This is a genomic window from Pseudomonas sp. GW821-FHT09C10 (assembly GCF_059418085.1).
The window spans coordinates 25903-44080 of record NZ_JBWKPE010000009.1; the positions used below are offsets into that span (position 1 = coordinate 25903).

Here is an 18178-nt window from a genome sequence, read left to right on the forward strand (position 1 = left end):
CCTTAAACAGAATCACTGGCCCCACGAATCACGCAAGGTCACGGTACGGTTGAATACCGGCTGACCAGGTTTCGAGTCCTTGATATCCGCGCAGAAGTAGCCTTCGCGCTCGAACTGGAAACGGTCTTCCGGCTGTGCGTCGCCCAAAGAGGGTTCGGCACGACAACCGGTGAGCACTTGCAGGGAGTCAGGGTTGATGTTGTCGAGGAAACTGGCGCTGTCTTCGGCCTTTTCAGGATTCGGCGAACGGAACAGGCGATCGTACAGGCGCACTTCGCACTCGATGCTGGCAGCGGCCGGCACCCAGTGGATCACGCCCTTGACCTTGCGGCCTTCCGGGTTCTTGCCCAGGGTTTCCGGGTCGTAGGAGCAATGCAGTTCGACGATGTTGCCATCGGCGTCCTTGATCGCTTCGTCGGCGCGGATCACGTAGCTGCCGCGCAGGCGCACTTCACCGTTCGGCTCCAGGCGCTTGTAGCCTTTTGGCGGCTCTTCCATGAAGTCATCGCGGTCGATGTAGATTTCACGGGCGAACGGCAGCTTGCGCACGCCGAGTGCTTCGTTCTGCGGATGACGCGGCAGTTCGAGGTGGTCGACCTTGTCTTGCGGGTAGTTGGTGATCACGACTTTCAACGGACGCAGCACGCACATAGCCCGTGGCGCGTTCGCGTCGAGGTCCTGGCGGATGCTGAACTCGAGCATGCCATAGTCGACCACACCGTCGGAGCGGTTGGTGCCGACCATCTCGCAGAAGTTGCGGATCGACGCCGGGGTGTAGCCGCGACGACGGAAGCCCGACAGGGTCGACATGCGTGGGTCGTCCCAGCCATTGACGTGCTTTTCATCCACCAGTTGCTTGAGCTTGCGCTTGCTGGTGATGGTGTAGTTGAGGTTCAGGCGGCTGAATTCGTACTGACGCGGGTGCGCCGGGACCGGCAGGCTGTCGAGGAACCATTCGTACAGCGGGCGATGACTCTCGAACTCCAGGGTGCAGATGGAGTGGGTGATGCCTTCGATGGCGTCCGACTGACCGTGGGTGAAGTCGTAGTTCGGGTAGATGCACCACTTGTCGCCGGTCTGGTGGTGATGAGCGTGGCGGATGCGGTACATGATCGGGTCGCGCAGGTTCATGTTCGGCGAGGCCATGTCGATCTTGGCGCGCAGCACGCGGGCGCCGTCCGGGAACTCACCGGCGCGCATGCGGGCGAACCAGTCAAGGTTCTCTTCTACCGAACGGTCGCGGAACGGGCTGTTCTTGCCCGGTTCGGTCAGGGTGCCACGGTATTCCTTGGCCTGCTCCGGGGTCAGGTCGTCGACGTAGGCCTTGCCGGCCTTGATCAGCTCGACGGCCCAGTCGAACAACTGGTCGAAGTATTTGGAGGCATAGCGCACTTCACCGGACCATTCGAAGCCCAGCCACTTGATGTCGCTTTCGATGGCGTCGATGTATTCCTGGTCTTCCTTGGCCGGGTTGGTGTCGTCGAAACGCAGGTGCGTGACGCCACCGAACTCCTGGGCCAGGCCGAAGTTCACACAGATCGACTTGGCGTGACCGATGTGCAGGTAGCCGTTGGGCTCTGGCGGGAAGCGGGTGACGATCTGCGTGTGCTTGCCCGAATCCAGGTCCGCCTGGATGATCGGGCGCAGGAAATTGACCGGGACGGCAGGTCCGGCCTTGGAATTCGAGGTAGGGTCGACAGTGGGCTTGCTCATAGGATCCTTGAACAGACAGGTTCGTGGCCGGTTGGGGCCAGATAAAACAAAGGCGATATCATAGCTGATGCTGTCAAGACACTGACAGGTCACGACCAAAAACTGCTGCTTTAATTAACCGGGCGGTAAAAAACCACCTCGAAATTCTTGCCGGGCACGCTAAACTGCGCGCCTTGGCCGCCGTTTAGCCAGACAGGTAAGGCGCCCCAGGCGTCCAAACCCACGAATTCCCTGAAAAGAGTAGTGAACATGACTCAAGTCAAACTGACCACCAACCACGGTGACATCGTCATCGAGCTGAACGCCGAGAAAGCGCCGATCACCGTCGCCAACTTCATCGAGTACGTTAAGGCCGGCCACTACGAAAACACGGTTTTCCACCGTGTCATCGGTAACTTCATGGTCCAGGGCGGCGGTTTCGAGCCTGGCATGAAAGAAAAGAAAGACAAGCGCCCAAGCATCCAGAACGAAGCGGACAACGGCCTTTCCAACGACAAGTACACCGTCGCCATGGCCCGTACCATGGAGCCGCATTCGGCCTCCGCGCAGTTCTTCATCAACGTGGCCGACAATACCTTCCTGAACCACAGCGGCAAGAACGTACAGGGCTGGGGCTACGCCGTGTTCGGTAAAGTCACCGAAGGCCAGGACGTTGTCGACAAGATCAAAGGCGTGTCGACCACCTCCAAGGCCGGTCACCAGGACGTACCGGTCGAAGACGTGATCGTCGAGAAAGCCGAGATCGTTGAGTGATATTACTGATTTCAGATTTGCATCTGGAAGAGGAGCGCCCGGACATTACCCGGGCGTTTCTGGATCTGCTTCACAACCGCGCCCGTGGCGCCCAGGCGTTGTACATTCTGGGGGACTTCTTTGAAGCCTGGATTGGCGACGATGGGATGACGCCCTTCCAGCGTTCGATCTGCGAGGCTCTGCGCGAGCTGAGCGACAGCGGTACCCCGATTTTTATCATGCATGGCAACCGCGACTTCCTGCTCGGCAAGGCGTTCTGCAAAGCGGCAGGCGCCACCTTGCTCAAGGACCCGAGTGTCGTGCAACTCGCAGGCGAACCCGTGCTGTTGATGCACGGCGACAGCCTCTGCACCCGCGACCTTGGCTACATGAAGCTGCGGCGCATCCTGCGTAATCCCATCGTGCTGTTTATCCTGCGTCACCTGCCGTTGCGCACCCGCCACCGGCTGGCGCGCAAGCTGCGCAGTGAAAGCCGCGCGCAAACGCGTATGAAGGCCAATGACATTGTCGATGTCACGCCCGAGGAAGTACCGCGGGTGATGCAGCAGTTCGGCGTGCGCACCCTGGTCCACGGCCATACGCACCGCCCGGCGATCCATAAGCTGCAGATTGGCGACCAGGCGGCCAAGCGCATTGTGCTGGGGGATTGGGACAAGCAGGGCTGGGCGTTGCAGGCGGATGAGCAAGGCTTTCAGTTGGCGGCGTTCGACTTCGTCAATCCGCAGCTGGCGTTGCCTGGCGCCTGATCCTCAAACACCACTGATCCAATGTAAACAGAGATCAAATGTGGGAGGAGGCTTGTCCCCTCCCACACTTGATTGCATTTCAGTCTTTGCCAATCAGTGCCCCGAAGCAGCCGGCCCCGCTTTTGCGGTAAACGGCGGCTTCGCCAGCCACACCAGCAGCATCAACCCCATGAACATCCACCCCAGCAACGTGAAGTAATCCACGGTGGACATCATGTACGCCTGGCTGGTGAGGATCTGGTCCAGTTGCGCGTAGGCCTTGTGCCCTGCCCCACCGAGCGCCTGCAGCGCGTCGCGGGTGGCCGAGTCATAGGTGGTCATGTTCTCGCTCATGTACGCATGGTGCTGGTCCGCCCGGCGGATCCAGATCCAGGTGGTCAGCGAGGCCGCGAAGCTGCCGCCCAGGGTCCGCAGAAAGGTCGCAAGACCGGCGCCGTCGGCGATCTGGTGCGGTGGCAGGTCGGACATCAGGATGCTCAAGGTCGGCATGAAGAACAGCGCCACGCCAATGCCCATGAACAACTGCACCAGGGCGATGTGGGTGAAGTCCACCTCATTGGTGAAGCCCGCGCGCATAAAGCAGCTCAGGCCGATCGCCAGGAACGCCAGGCCCGCCAGCAGGCGCAGGTCGAACTTGTGCGCGTACTTGCCCACGAACGGTGACATCAGCACCGGCAGGATGCCGATCGGCGCCACCGCCAGGCCGGCCCAGGTGGCGGTGTAGCCCATCTGGGTTTGCAGCCACTGCGGCAGGATCAGGTTGATGCCGAAGAAGCCCGCGTAGCCGAGGATCAACACAATCGTGCCGATGCGAAAGTTACGGTAGGCAAACAGCCGCAGGTTGACCACCGGGTGCTTGTCGGTCATTTCCCAGATGATGAACACCGCCAGGGCAATCACCGAAATCGCCGCGCCCACAATGATGAAGTTGGATTCGAACCAGTCCAGGTCGTTGCCCTTGTCGAGGATGATCTGCAGCGCGCCGACGCCCACGATCAGGCTCAACAGCCCGACGTAATCCATCGGCTGGTAGCTGGTGGTCACCGGGCGCTTCTTCAATTGCGCACGCACCACCATCACCGCAAAGATGCCGATGGGGACGTTGATAAAGAAGATCCACGGCCAGCTGTAGCTGTCAGTGATCCAGCCACCGAGGATCGGCCCCGCAATCGGCGCCACCACCGTGACCATCGCCAGCAACGCCAGGGCCATGCCACGCCTCGCCGGCGGGTAGACCGCGATCAGCAGGGTCTGGGTCATCGGGTACAACGGCCCGGCCACCAGGCCTTGCAGCACCCGGAAGCCGATCAATTCGGGCATCGAAGTGGAAATACCACAGAGGAACGAGGCCAGCACAAACAGCATGGTGGCCCACAGGAACAGCTTCACTTCGCCAAACCGCCGGCTCAACCAACCGGTCAGCGGCAGGGCGATGGCGTTGCTCACCGCAAACGAGGTGATCACCCAGGTGCCCTGCTCCGAACTCACGCCGAGGTTGCCGGAAATGGTCGGCAAGGCCACGTTGGCGATGGTGGTGTCGAGCACCTGCATAAAGGTCGCCAGCGACAGGCCAATGGTGGCCATCAACAGGCTGGGCGGCGTGAAGGAGGCGTTATTGCTCATCAGCGTTGCACAGCCTTGGGCGCGGCGATGCTGTTGGCATGGATCAACTCGGTGATCATGGCGTCAGCCTCGGCCAATTGGCGGTCGTACACGTTGGTGGTGAAGGTCGCCTTCTGCGGCGCCTGTTGCGCCAGCACCGGGCCGCTCTGGTCATGCAGGTCGACATTGACGACGGTGCTCAGGCCGACCCGCAGCGGGTGCTTGGCCAATTCTTCGGCATTGATGTGGATGCGTACCGGCACCCGTTGCACGATCTTGATCCAGTTACCGGTGGCGTTCTGCGCCGGCAGCAGGGCAAACGCACTGCCGGTGCCGGCGCCAAGGCTGTCCACGGTGCCGCTGAATTTCACGTCGCTGCCGTAGATATCCGACTCGATGTCCACCGGCTGGCCAATGCGCATGTCGCGCAATTGGGTTTCCTTGAAGTTGGCGTCGATCCACAACTGGTTCAGCGGGATCACCGCCATCAACGCCGTACCCGGTTGCACGCGCTGGCCCAGTTGCACGGTGCGCTTGGCCACGTAGCCGGTGACCGGCGCGATCAAGGTGCTGCGCGCATTGGCCAGGTAGGCCTGGCGCAGTTGCGCGGCGGCGGCCTGCACGTCCGGGTGGGACGAGATCACGGTGTCATCCACCAGCGCATTGCTGGTCTTGAGTTGCTGCTCAAGGTTGGTCAGGGCGTTCTTGGCGGCGGTCAGGCTGTCACGGGCGTGGGACAGTTCTTCCTGGGAAATCGCGCCGCCCTGGGCCAGGGTCTTGCGACGGTTGAAGTTGTCCTGGGCGGTTTGCACATCGGCTTTCTGTGCGTTGACCTGGGCTTTCATGCCATCGACGTTGCTGTACAAGCCCCGCACCTGGCGCACGGTGCGGGCCAGGTTGGCCTGGGCACTTTGCAGGCCGACAGCGGCGTCGTTGGGGTCGAAGTTGATCAGCACCTGGCCTTCGTGGACCAGGTCGCCATCGTCGGCGCCGATGCTGACCACGGTGCCGGTGACCAGCGGGGTGATTTCCACCACGTTGCCGTTCACATAGGCGTCATCGGTGCTCTCGTTGAAGCGCCCGTAGAATTCATACCAGCCCCATACGCCCACGACGCCGAGGATGACGATCAGCGCGAGGCCGATCAGCATGACCTTGCGTTTGCCTGGGTTGTTGTCTTTGGGTTGTTCTGTAGCGTTGGTGTTTTCGGCAGTGGCCATGACAAATACCTCAAATTATTCCGTGCGGGTGGCTGGGGTGGTCGACGCCACGTTGTCGGCGCTGTATCCGCCACCCAGGGCCTGCATCAATTGAATCGACAGATCGATTTGCCCGGCATTCAGGGTCGCCAGCTGACGCTGGGCCTGCAGCAATTGCTGCTCGATGCTGAGCACGTCCAGGTAGTTACCGACCCCTGAGCCGTAGCGCTGGACCACGGTGTCGTAGGACTGCTGGGCAATGTCCGTGGCGTGTTGCTGGGCCTGGATCTGTCGACCGGTTTCGCGCAGTTGCGAAAGGGTGTTGCCGATATCGCCCAAGGCTTGCACCAGGGTCTTGTTGTACTGGGCCACGGCCAGATCGTAGTCGGCATCGCGCGCATCGAGGTCGGCGCGCAGCCGGCCGCCATCGAAGATCGGCAACGAGATCGTCGGCGCAATGTTGAAGAAGCGGCTGGCCGAGCCGAACATCGCATCCCCCAGCAACGACTCGGCCCCGGCGCTCGCGCTGAGGTTGAGGTTGGGGTAGAAGCGCGTCTTGCTGGCGGCGATGTCCTTGCTCGCGGCCTCGACTCGCCAGCGCGCGGCGATCAGGTCCGGGCGGCGGCCCAGCAGCTCGGCGGGCAACACCGAAGGCACGGCGACAGCGGCGGGCTTGAGCACATTCGGACGGGCCAGTTCGCCGCCTCGGTCGGGGCCTTTGCCGAGCAATACGGCGAGTGCGATTTTGGCGCTCTGCAGTTGTTTGTCGGCATCGATCAATTGCGACTGGGAGCTGGCTTCCAGGCTTTCGGTCTGCTGGTACTGGTACTGGCTGTCGATGCCCGCAGCCAGGCGGCGCTTGCTCAGGTCGAGCATTTGCCGGGTGCGCTTGAGGTCATCGCCGGCCAGGTCGCGCACGATGTGCGCCTGGCCCAGGTCGCTGTAGGCCTTGGCCACATCGGCAGCGAGGGTCAGGCGCGCGGCCTGTTGGTCGACTTCGGCGGCACGGGCCTGGCCCAGCGCGGCTTCCCAGGCGGCGCGCTGGCCACCCCAGAGGTCGAAGTTGTAATTGAAGCTGGCGCCGATATTACGCACGGTCGAGTAGGCATCGCCCTCGCCGCGCGGGTCCTGGTCCTTGGCCAGGCGTGAACGGCTCACGCCCGCGCTGGCATCCAGGGTCGGCATGCGTGCGGCATTCGCGGCATAGGCGGCGGCTTCGGCCTGATGGGCACGGGCGCTGGCGACTTGCATGTCGGGGCTGTTTTGCAGGGCTTCCTGGATCAGGCCGTCGAGCTGCGGGTCGCCGAGGTTTTTCCACCAGTCGGCGCTGGGCCAGGCGGCACTCGACAGGGTCACCCCGCTCAGGGATTTACCAGTCTGCAAGGTGTTGGCGTCGAGGCGCCGGCCCTGGGTGTCGAGGCCGCTGTAGTTGGCGCAACCGGCCATGCTCATGGCCACGAGCACCAGACAAAGGGCACGTGTGTTCATGCTTTACCTACCCGCTGCAGGGTGATGGGATCACCGGCAGCTATCAGAATTTTCTTGAGGATCCGTTCCAGGGTTTCCAGCTCGCCGGGTTCAAGCACGCCCGCCAACTGGTTCAACGCCTGGGCGCCTATATGCGGCAGCATGTCTGCCAGGCGCTGGCCGTCGGTAGTCAGCACCAACTGCACCTGGCGGCGGTCCTGCTCGGAGCGTTTGCGGTCCAGCAGGCCTTTCTGCTCGAGGCGGTCGAGCATGCGGGTCATCGAACCGCTGTCCAGGGACAGGTTGCGGCACAGTTCGGCCGGGGTGTCGACGCCGAACTGGGCCATGATGATCAGCACCTTGAACTGCGCGGCCGTGATGCCGTGGGGTTCCATGTGGGTGTCGATGATGCGGTCCTTGAGGAGCGCCGCACGGCCCAGCAACAGCCCGAGGTGGCAGTTGTGGAAGTTTTCAGGGGTGAAGTGGGGCATCGGAAGTCACCTTATTACTGCCTAGGCAGTGAATGTATGACGAGATGTTACTGCCTAGGCAGAGAAAGTCAAATGGAATAATTAGCTTGCTTGCTAATGTGGGAGGGGGCTTGCCCCCGATAGCGTTGGGTCAGTCACTGATGTGTTGACTGAACGACTGCTATCGGGGGCAAGCCCCCTCCCACATTTTGTACCGCGAAAGGATCTAGAAATCGCGCTTATAGAAGATGTCGAGGGAACTGGCCACGCCACTCGCCACTTCCAGGTACACCTTCTTGCTCAGCAGGTAGCGCAAGGCAATGGTGCTGGCCGGTTCGAACACCCCTACCCCGTAACGCAGGCTGAGTTTCTCGGTGATCTTGCCGCTGGCCACCACGGCCGTATTATTGCCGCTGCCCTGGGTGTCGAGGTCGAAGTCGCGAATCCCCAGTTTGTTGGCAAGATCCGAGGTGACCCCGGCGCTGCCCATCAGGCCAAGGCCGAGGGCGGCCTGGGCGAGCATGTTGTTGTCTTCGCCGGTGGAGCTCAGCGGACGGCCCAGCACCAGGTAGGACAGCGCCTGTTCCTGGCTCATGGCCGGTTCCGAGAAGATCTGCGTGGTGGGCTGCTCGGCGCTGCCGCTGAGGCGGATACCGGCGACTACATCGTCGGTCTTGCGGATCGCTTCGATATCCAGGTACGGCTGGTCAAGCGGCCCGGCGAACAGCAGGCGTGCGCGGCGCACATCCAGGCGCTGGCCATAGGCGCGGTAGCGACCGTCGTTGAGCCACAACTCGCCACGGGTGTCCATGTTGTCGCCGATGTGCACATGGCCCTGCACCTTGGCGGTGAGGCCGAAGCCCGAGAAGTTGAGCTGGTCTTCGCCCACCGCCACGTCGATATCCATGGCCATGGCCATCGGTGGCGTGCCCTCTTCGGTCTGGCTGCCGACGATCACGGTGTCATCCGAGACCTTGACCGTCGAAGGCGGCAGCTCACGCACGGTGATGTCCCCACGGGGGATTCGCACCTTGCCGGCAATCGCCAGTTTGTCGTTCTTCAGGCTGATCTTCAGGTCCGGGGCCACTTCCAGCACCGCATAGGGCTCCACCGTGACCGGCAGTTGCGAGCCTTGCAGGCTGAGGTCCACCACCAGGGCCTGGCCCCAGTCGACCTGGCCCTTGAGGCTGCCCTGCCCGGCCTTGCCACTGCGCCATGCGCCATTCAATTGCACGCTTTCACCGGCAATCAGCGCCTGCACGTTCAAGCCTTCAAGGCTGATGGGCAATTCCGGCCCGGAGACTTCACCGCCCACCAGGTTGACGTTGCCGTTGACCTGCGGCGCCAGCAGGCCACCGGCGATCCGACCGCTGCCGTTGAGCTTGCCGCTGAGTTTCTCGACCATCGGCACAAACGGCCGCGCCACGGCGAGATCCAGCCCGGTGAGGCTGAAATTGCCGCTGATCGGCTTGTTTTTCGGCAATGGGTTGATCTGCGCCTGCAACAGCAACTCGCCGAGCTTGCCGCCTCGGAAGTTCAACTGGGTGTCGATACGCTTGGGGTTGAGGGTGGTTTCCAGCGTGAGGGTGTCGTAGGGGAAATCCAGCCACTGGTCCTTGTCCTTGACCCGCAGGGTGCCGCCACTGGCATCCACCGCGACCACGCCTTTGGGGCCGCTGTCGGGAAGGTCCAGTTGGACGTCGGCGTTGAGCTTGCCCTGCCAGGCGAAGTCCTTGGGCAGAAACGCCGCCAGGCTGTCGATGGGGAATTGCTTGAGGTGGTAGCGCAATTTGGGTTCGGGCATCAGGCGCTGGTCTTCACCGCACAGGCTGGCCGCACCGGAGACCCAGCAGTGAGCCGCAAAAGTCAGCTTGCCGTCGGCCATGCGCTCGATTTTTGCCGGCGCCTGCAGCTTCCAGTCCTGGCCACCCGCCTGCACATCGCCACTGGCCAGGCGACCGCGCCAATTGCCTTTGTCGAGGCTGCCGTCCAAGGCCAGAGCCAGCTTGACCAAGGGGCCGGCCAGGTCGAGTTGGACCTTCTGGTTCCTGATATCGCCCTGGGCGCTGGCGGTGAGCGTGCCCACCTGGGTGTCACCGCTTTGAATCCCGCTGCCCTTGAGGTCGATTTTCCCGCGCTGGGCACTGTCCAGGGTCGCACCCAGGCTCAGGCTTTGCAGGCGATTATCGGCGAACGCCAGTTGCTGGCCCTTGAGGTCGAGTTGGCCTTGGGGCGCCTTGAGGCTGCCGGCCACGTCGAGTCGGCCATTGACCTGCCCACGCAATTGCGGCCACAGCTGGGCCAGGCGCGCCAGCTTGATATCGATCTGCCCGGCCAGGCGTTGCTGCAGGCTGCCGCTGCCGTTGATGCGGTTGTCGCCCAGGCGGACATCCAGATTGGCCAGGGTCCATTGCTCGCCCGCGCCCTCGGCCTTGGCCGCCAGCACCGCGGTTTGCCCACGCAGGCGGCCCTTGAGGTCGAGGTCGGCGTTGAGCTTGAGCTGCTCGTTTTTGAATTCACCTTGGCTGCGCAAGGGGCCAGCCAGCGTGCCCGGCAATTCCGCCACCCAGTACGCCGGGTTCAGCGCCGACAGGTCCAACGCGGTATCCCACGCAATACCATCGGCAAATTGCAGGTTCAAATGCCCTTCGGCCTTGCCTTGGCCGGCGGTCAGCTTCAGCTCAGGCAGGAAGATTTGCGTGAGGTCGCCACTGAACGGCGTGACCAGATTGAATTTGCCCGCCGGGCCGTCCAGGTCGGCCTTGAGGTTGCCGAGGTAGTTGCCGTCTTTGTAGGAAACCTCACCGTTGAAGGTGCGCAACACCACCTGTGGCTCGTCGATCAGCGGGTAGAGGCGATGCCAGGGAAAGTCCAGCCAGTCGATCTTGGCCTCGGCGCTGAAGCCTTGTTGCCAGTCCAACTGCGCCGTGAGCTTGAGGCTTTGTTTGTCGCCGGCATTCAGGTCCAGGCCGGCGATCTGCGCGCCCTTGGCGTCGACCTTGCCTTGCAGCAGCAGGTCCACCGGGCCTTTTTCCGCCGGCAGCACAGCCTTGCCCAGCAGTTGGTAGCCGCTGCCCAGGTCGCCCTTGGCGGTGAGGTCCAGTTGATTGAGTTGCAGGGTGTCGGGCAGATCGGCGCTGGGTTTGAAGCCATCGGCGGTGATATGCACCTGGGCCGGGAGGTTGTCCGCCAGGGGTTGCAGTTCGCCCTTGAGCGTGGCCGGCAGGTAGCCGCTGCTGTCGGCGTCGAGCCTGAGGGTCTTGAGCAGGTCGCCCTCGACCTTGAGCGCCACCGTCCACGGCGCGCCGCCGGGGGCGTAGGGCAGGCTCAGGTTGCCGCTGGCGGTCAGCGGCCAGTCGCCGCTGGGTTGCAACAGGCCGTTCAGGTCCAGCACCAGGCCGTCCCGTTGCAGGTGCACCGCGTCAATCTGCATGCCGGCGGCGGTCCAGTGCGCGGCCAGTTGCAGGCCCTTGAGTTGTTCGCTGCCGTTAAGCAGCAGGCTGCCGACACGAACGTCGCCCAACTGAATGGAAACGGGCAGCTTCAGGTCGGGCAATTGAATCGGCTCGCTGCTTTCTTCGGTGCTCGGCGCAACGTCCAGGCGGACTTGCTCCACATCCAGGCGATTGATGCACAGGGTCATGCGCAACAAGCACGCCGGCGACCAGTCAAACGTCGGCGCATCGAGTTCGACGCGACTGCCGTCCTGCGCCCACAACAGATGATCGGCGCGCCACTGGCCGCCCAGACGGCCGTGGAAATTCTCTACGCTCAAACCCGGTACACGCCCCAGCGCCCAGCGACTGCCCGCCTGGGTGCCGAGGACCGCCCACAGGGCCAGCAACAACACGGCAAGGATGGCCAGCACGGCCAGCCCCGCTATTTTCACACCACGCATCACAGCTCAGGCCCCATGGAAAAGTGCAATCGAACGCCGCCCGGGTCTTCCAGGGCATGGGCCAGGTCCAGGCGGATCGGGCCGACCGGCGAGACCCAGCGGATGCCGACACCCACACCGGTCTTCAAGCTGGGCAACTCCAGGGAGTTGAACGAGTTGCCCTGGTCGATAAAGGTCGCAATCCGCCATTTTTCGGCGATGGAATATTGATACTCGGCGCTCAGGGCCACCATGTAGCGGCCGCCGATACGGTCACCCCGGTCATTCTCCGGCGACAGGGTCTGGTACTCGTAGCCGCGCACGCTCTGGTCGCCACCGGCGAAGAACCGCAGCGATGGTGGCACCGACTTGTAGCCGTTGGTGGCACTGCCGCCGACCTGGGCCCGCGCCAGGAAGCGGTGGTTGTCCCACAGGGTGGTCAGGCCCTTGGCCATGGCCGTGCCGTACAGCAGGTTGGTGTCGGAGCCCAACCCTTCCTTGGCCACCTTGCTGTCGAATTGCAGGCGGTAGCCGTTGTGGGGGTCGATGCGGTTATCACTGCGCAGGTAGGAATAACTCACACCCGGCATCACCAGGTTACTGAGGCCCGAGTCATTGCCCAGGCGATATTCTTCGCGCTGGTATTTGAGCGAGATCACCCGGGTCCAGCCACTGGGCAACTTGCTGTGCCATTCTGGCCCGAGGGTGAGCAATTTACTCAAGGTGTCGGTGTTGGCGATTTCTTCATTCTGGTAACCGCCGGCGAAACGCAGTTTGTCGGTGAGCGGCGGGTCCAGCGGGATGTCGTACCACAACCCGACGTTCTGCCGAGGCGCCGACAGTTCAGCTTCCCAGCCATAGCTGTGGCCCTGGGGATTGACCCAGTGGCGCGTCCAGTTAGCCTTGCCGCGCGGGCCGACGTCGGTGGAGAAACCCAGGCCCAGGCCCATGGTGCGTGGCTTGCGGGTCTCCAGGTTGACAGCCACCGGGATCACGTCGTTGGCCGAAGCCGCGGGTGCGGCGTCGACGCGCACGCCTTCGAAAAAGCCGCTGGCTTGCAGGTTCTGGTTGAGTTCGGCGATCAGTTCGGAATCGTAGGGGGCGCCACTTTTAAACGGCACCATGCGTTGCAGCAGCTCTTCGTCAAACGGCGTATCGCCGGCAAAGCTGACCTTGCCCAAGGTGTAGCGCGGGCCGCTGTCATAGATGAGTTCGATATCGGCGACACCGGCCTGGGGGTCTACCGAGAGTTTCTGGTGAGTGAAGCGCCCGCTGAAAAAGCCGTAGCGCGAGGCCTGGTTCTGGATCAGACGCTTGGCGTCTTCGTAGTGGCCGTGGTTGAGCACGGCGCCGGATTTGAGGTCGTCGCTGGCGGGCACGCGAAAGGCCTTGAGGTCCGCGGCCGGGCCGTCGACCCGAATGGTCACGTTGCGCAGATGCACCGGTTCGCCGGGATCGATGGTGAGGATCAGGCGCGGGTTCTTGCCGCCCTTCACATCACTTTCGATCCGGGGCTGATAGAAACCTAAAGCCTGGGCGGCTTTGCGCGCCTGCTCTTCGGCCCCACGGCTGAACCGCAGCAAGGCGTCTTCGTCACGCTCGCCCACCCCGCCGATATAGCCTTCGATGTTGGCTTTCAACGCGTCGTTTTTTGGCTTGATCCGCACGTCCAATTCGCTTTGCGCGAATGCGCCGCAGCTTGTGAACAGCAGAACCAAGCCGCTGGTAAATCTTCCTGGAAACTTCATAGGCGCGGATGCTACACGAGCTGGGGAGAAACTTAGAACTCAGAGGATTCTGAAAAATTCTGCGCTAAGCCGTTGCAGCATGTAACACCTGCGGATTGGGGTGGAAAAATACGTGCTCCAGAATCGGTCCTACCGCCACTTCGCCGATCTCCTCATAGCCCTGGCGTTTGTAGAACTCCAGATAGCGCGAATTCCCCGTGTCCAACACCACACCGGACGAGTGCGGGTCTTCCGCGCACCAATTGTGTACCGCCTCCAGCAGCTGTTCACCGTAGTGCTTGCCCTGGAATTGCGGATGAATGCCCAGCAGCGGCAACACATGCACCGATTCGTTGGGCAGGCAGGCCATCACCGCATAGTGGTAGTCCAGGTAGCGCCGGGTGCCGCGCACGCCGGTGCTCAGCCACATGCGCAATTGCCAGGCCCAGCTTTCGGTAATCCCCAGGCGCCGCTGCGGTGGCGCGATCAGCGCGATACCGATCAGGCGGTCGTTGACGAACAGGCCGATGGCGGGAAGTTTCTGGAAGAAATGCTGCTTGACCAGTTCGCGCACCGTGGCACGTACCCGTTGTTCATAGCCTGCGCGTTCAGCTTCAAAGATGTAGGCAAACGTCGGCTCATGCCGATAGGCCTGGTACAGCAGCGAGCGTGCTTCGCGGGAGTAGCCGCTGTTGAGCAGGCGAACTTCGCCAATGGCAGTGTCAGTCATACAGTCAATCTCCCTGGGCGCCACTCAATAGATGGCGTTCTTATGGGTACGAACCTACGCAGCACCAGTCGTTCCCAGACATTAGCAGTGCATCTGTCCTACCGCCACGCTGGCCCCCGTCCGACTTGTCCGCTAGCATCGCCCTTTTGCCAGACTGGACCGCCGACCATGAAAATCGTCTCCTTCAATATCAACGGGCTGCGCGCCCGCCCTCATCAGCTGGCGGCACTGATTGAAAAACACCAACCCGACGTCATCGGCCTGCAGGAAACCAAGGTCCACGACGACCAGTTCCCCCTGGCCGAAGTGCAGGCCCTGGGCTATCACGTGTACTACCACGGCCAAAAAGGCCACTACGGTGTGGCGCTGCTCTCGCGCAAAGAAGCATTGAGCGTGCACAAGGGCTTTGCCAGCGATGAAGAAGACGCCCAGCGCCGCTTTATCTGGGGCACCTTCGCCGATGAAAACGGCCAGCCGGTGACCATCATGAACGGCTATTTCCCACAAGGTGAAAGCCGCGACCATCCGACGAAGTTCCCGGCCAAGCAGCGTTTCTACGCAGACTTGCAGCACCTGCTGGAAAGCCAGTTCAGCAACGACCAGGCCCTGGTGGTGATGGGCGATGTGAACATTTCCCCGGAGGACTGCGACATCGGCATCGGCGCCGACAACGCCAAGCGCTGGCTGAAAACCGGCAAGTGCAGCTTCCTGCCCGAAGAGCGCGAGTGGATGGCGCGCCTGAAAAACTGGGGCCTGGTGGACAGTTTCCGCCACCTCAACCCCGAGGTGGCCGACCGTTTCAGTTGGTTCGACTACCGCAGCCGTGGGTTCGAGGATGAGCCCAAGCGTGGGCTGCGCATTGACGTGATCATGGCCTCCAATGGCTTGTTGCCACGGGTCAAGGATGCCGGGGTGGATTACGACCTGCGGGGCTTGGAGAAACCGTCTGACCATGCGCCGATCTGGCTTGAACTGAGCTGATACCCCTGACTGTACTCGGGCCAAATGTGGGAGGGGGCTTGCCCCCGATCGCGGTGTATCAGCAACAGATAAGCTGACTGTCAGTCACATTATTGAAATCCAACTGACTTAATCTCGCCGCACTCCCTTTGGCTTGAGAAGGTGCCGGCATGATGCTGCGCGTTCTGTTCCTGTTGTGTAGCGCGTTGTCCCTCTGCGTCGTGGCTGCGCCCCTGCCCGTTCCCGATCAAGGCCCGGCTTTGCGCATCCAGGGTTCCAACACCATTGGCGCGGCGCTGGGGCCGGCGTTGGTCAAGGGGTTGATGGAGCATCAGGGCCTGCAGGTGGTGCACAGCGAACCGGCCGAGGGCGCCAATGAACAGCGCGTGATCGGCAAGACGCGCCAGGGCAAGACGGTGACCGTCGAGGTGGCGGCCCATGGTTCCAGCACGGGGTTTGCCGCGCTGAAAAACGCCAGCGCCGACCTGGCCGCCTCGTCCCGGCCGATAAAAGACAGCGAACTGGTGGACCTCGAACCGCTCGGCGACCTGAAAAGCCCCGAGGCCGAACAGGTGATCGCCATCGACGGCCTGGCCATTATCCTCAACCCGCGCAACCCGCTGAATACGTTGAACACCGAGCAACTGGCGCAGATTTTCAACGGCGAAATCAACACCTGGGAAGCATTGGGCGGTATCGGCGGCACCATTCACCTGTATGCGCGGGATGATCAATCCGGCACCTATGACACCTTCAAGGACCTGGTGCTGCGCCTGCGCGGCAAGCCCCTGGCCGCGTCCGCCAAGCGCTTCGAGTCCAGCGAAGCGTTGTCCGATGCGGTGAGCCGGGATCCCCAGGGCATCGGTTTTATCGGCTTGCCTTACGTGCGCCAGGCCAAGGCGGTGGCGATTGTCGATGGCGACTCGCAACCGATGTTGCCGTTGAACAGCCTGATTGCCACCGAGGATTACCCGCTGTCACGCCGGCTGTTCTTCTACCTGCCGCCCTCCTCCGGCAACCCGTGGGCCAAGGCGCTGGTGGATTTTGCCCAGAGCAGCAAAGGCCAGGCGATTGTGGCGGCCAATGGGTTTATTGCGCAGCAGGTGCAGGCGATGACGGTGGAGCCGCGCCCTTCGATGCCCGACGACTACCAGGCGATTGCCCGCGACGCCCAGCGTTTGAGCGTGAATTTTCGCTTCGAGGAAGGCAGCGCCAGCCTGGACAACAAGGCGCGCCAGGACGTGCAGCGCGTCGTGGCTTATATAAAGCGCCACAACCAACTCGACAAGCAGGTAACGCTGGTGGGATTCGGCGATGCCAAGAATGACCCGCAACGGGCCGCGCTACTGTCCAAACTGCGGGCGATGGCGGTGCGCCGGGAGTTGGTCAAGAATGGCGTGGTATTGCGCGATATTCGCGGCTTTGGCGCACAGATGCCGGTGGCGGCGAATACGGCGGATGAGGGGCGGATCAAGAATCGGCGGGTGGAGGTTTGGGTGTACTGAGGCCTTAGCCTGGCGGTGTTCGGAATGGCCTCATCGGGGGCAAGCCCCCTCCCACACTTTGAATGTATTCCCAAATCAATAATGTGGGAGGGGGCTTGCCCCCGATGCAGGCGACGCGGTGTTACTGCCCGCTGCGCATCAACTCTTTAGGCACATACTTGCCGATCTCGAACTTGCCGATGGCCGCGCGGTGCACTTCGTCCGGGCCGTCGGCCAGGCGCAGGGTGCGTTGCATGGCGTACATGTAGGCCAGCGGGAAGTCGTTGGAGACGCCGGCGCCGCCGTGGATCTGGATCGCACGGTCGATCACCTTCAACGCCACGTTCGGCGCCACCACCTTGATCTGGGCGATTTCACTTTTCGCCACTTTATTGCCCACGGTGTCCATCATGTACGCCGCTTTCAAGGTCAGCAGGCGCGCCATGTCGATTTCCATCCGTGAGTCGGCGATCTTGTCGATATTGCCGCCCAGGCGTGCCAAAGGCTTGCCGAACGCGGTGCGGCTGACGGAGCGTTTGCACATCAGTTCCAGCGCGCGCTCGGCCATGCCGATGGAGCGCATGCAGTGGTGGATACGGCCCGGGCCGAGGCGGCCTTGGGCAATCTCGAAGCCTCGGCCTTCACCCAGCAGTACGTTTTCGTACGGCACGCGGACATTGTCGAACAGCACTTCGGCGTGGCCGTGGGGCGCGTCGTCGTAGCCGAACACCGGCAGCGGGCGTACGATTTTTACCCCAGGGGCGTCCACCGGCACCAGGATCATCGAGTGCTGCTGGTGGCGCGGTGCATCCGGGTTGCTCAGGCCCATGAAGATCAGGATCTTGCAGCGCGGGTCGCAGGCGCCGGAGGTCCACCATTTCTTGCCGTTGATCACCCACTCGTCGCCCTGGCGCTCGGCTCGGGCGGCCATGTTGGTGGCGTCCGAGGAGGCGACATCGGGCTCGGTCATGGCGAAGGCCGAACGGATCTCACCGCGCAGCAGCGGTTCGAGCCAGCGTTGTTTCTGCTCTTCGTTGGCGTAGCGCACCAGCACTTCCATGTTGCCGGTGTCGGGGGCGGAGCAGTTGAACGGTTCCGGACCCAGCAGCGAGCGGCCCATGATTTCGGCCAGGGGGGCGTATTCAAGGTTGGTCAGGCCGGCGCCCAGTTCGGACTCGGGCAGGAACAGGTTCCACAGGCCTTCGGCTTTCGCCCGGGCTTTCAGCTCTTCCATGATGGCGGTGGGCTGCCAGCGGTCGCCTTCGCTGACCTGGCGTTCGAACACCGGTTCGGCCGGGTAAACGTAAGCGTCCATGAACGCTGTAACACGTTCACGCAGTTCCTGAACCTTGGGCGAATAGGCGAAATCCATGAGCAGCTCCCTTCTTTGAGAGGTTGTTTAGGTCATGCAATCGATGCTAGAACAGCGTTGATAATTTACCTAGCCTAT

13 protein-coding genes are annotated in these 18178 nt (G+C 62.4%); 4 read left to right on the forward strand and 9 right to left on the reverse strand.

What is annotated here, in order from left to right:
• Positions 1 to 12: 12 nt before the first annotated feature.
• Positions 13 to 1713 carry a glutamine--tRNA ligase/YqeY domain fusion protein gene (locus AC07OT_RS17870; RefSeq protein WP_495108642.1) on the reverse strand — a complete coding sequence of 567 codons (1701 nt, stop codon included), beginning with the start codon at positions 1711 to 1713 and terminating at the stop codon, positions 13 to 15.
• Positions 1714 to 1962: 249 nt separating this feature from the next.
• On the opposite strand from AC07OT_RS17870, the gene AC07OT_RS17875 reads away from it, so the two are divergent.
• The gene (locus AC07OT_RS17875) at positions 1963 to 2466 is read left to right on the forward strand and encodes a peptidylprolyl isomerase (protein ID WP_027606287.1); all 504 of its coding nucleotides are present in this window, start codon (positions 1963 to 1965) and stop codon (positions 2464 to 2466) included.
• A complete protein-coding gene (gene lpxH / locus AC07OT_RS17880; protein WP_027606286.1) occupies positions 2463 to 3212 on the forward strand; it encodes a UDP-2,3-diacylglucosamine diphosphatase in 750 nt (249 codons plus the stop codon). The genes AC07OT_RS17875 and lpxH overlap by 4 nt, the downstream gene beginning before the upstream one ends.
• Before the next feature lie 93 nt (positions 3213 to 3305).
• Here the strand turns inward: lpxH and AC07OT_RS17885 are convergent, their stop codons facing one another.
• The 7 genes from AC07OT_RS17885 to AC07OT_RS17915 form a co-directional block, all read right to left on the reverse strand.
• Positions 3306 to 4835, reverse strand: a complete 1530-nt coding sequence (locus tag AC07OT_RS17885) for a DHA2 family efflux MFS transporter permease subunit (protein WP_092357648.1) — start codon at positions 4833 to 4835, stop codon at positions 3306 to 3308.
• The gene (locus tag AC07OT_RS17890; RefSeq protein ID WP_495108643.1) at positions 4835 to 6034 is read right to left on the reverse strand and encodes an HlyD family secretion protein; all 1200 of its coding nucleotides are present in this window, start codon (positions 6032 to 6034) and stop codon (positions 4835 to 4837) included. Before AC07OT_RS17890 ends, AC07OT_RS17885 begins: the two co-directional genes overlap by 1 nt.
• 15 nt (positions 6035 to 6049) lie before the next feature.
• Positions 6050 to 7501, reverse strand: coding sequence for an efflux transporter outer membrane subunit (locus tag AC07OT_RS17895; protein WP_027606283.1), 1452 nt, complete (start codon positions 7499 to 7501; stop codon positions 6050 to 6052).
• Positions 7498 to 7971: a MarR family winged helix-turn-helix transcriptional regulator gene (locus AC07OT_RS17900; protein WP_141155402.1), complete on the reverse strand. Its 474-nt coding sequence runs from the start codon at positions 7969 to 7971 to the stop codon at positions 7498 to 7500. Before AC07OT_RS17900 ends, AC07OT_RS17895 begins: the two co-directional genes overlap by 4 nt.
• A gap of 205 nt (positions 7972 to 8176) precedes the next feature.
• Positions 8177 to 11848 carry a translocation/assembly module TamB domain-containing protein gene (locus AC07OT_RS17905; protein WP_495108644.1) on the reverse strand — a complete coding sequence of 1224 codons (3672 nt, stop codon included), beginning with the start codon at positions 11846 to 11848 and terminating at the stop codon, positions 8177 to 8179.
• Positions 11848 to 13575 (reverse strand): autotransporter assembly complex protein TamA, encoded by a 1728-nt coding sequence (locus AC07OT_RS17910; protein WP_495108645.1) that lies wholly within the window; start codon positions 13573 to 13575, stop codon positions 11848 to 11850. The genes AC07OT_RS17905 and AC07OT_RS17910 overlap by 1 nt, the downstream gene beginning before the upstream one ends.
• 64 nt (positions 13576 to 13639) lie before the next feature.
• Entirely contained in the window at positions 13640 to 14284 is a 645-nt protein-coding gene (locus AC07OT_RS17915; RefSeq protein ID WP_027606279.1) for a GNAT family N-acetyltransferase, read from the reverse strand.
• A 168-nt stretch (positions 14285 to 14452) separates the two neighbouring features.
• Here AC07OT_RS17915 and xthA point away from each other — a divergent pair, with 168 nt between their 5' ends.
• A complete protein-coding gene (xthA, locus tag AC07OT_RS17920) occupies positions 14453 to 15265 on the forward strand; it encodes an exodeoxyribonuclease III (RefSeq protein WP_027606278.1) in 813 nt (270 codons plus the stop codon).
• Positions 15266 to 15414: 149 nt separating this feature from the next.
• Positions 15415 to 16749, forward strand: a complete 1335-nt coding sequence (locus tag AC07OT_RS17925) for a substrate-binding domain-containing protein (protein WP_495108646.1) — start codon at positions 15415 to 15417, stop codon at positions 16747 to 16749.
• Positions 16750 to 16870: 121 nt separating this feature from the next.
• Here the strand turns inward: AC07OT_RS17925 and AC07OT_RS17930 are convergent, their stop codons facing one another.
• Positions 16871 to 18100, reverse strand: a complete 1230-nt coding sequence (locus tag AC07OT_RS17930) for an acyl-CoA dehydrogenase (protein WP_032860248.1) — start codon at positions 18098 to 18100, stop codon at positions 16871 to 16873.
• Positions 18101 to 18178: the final 78 nt, after the last annotated feature.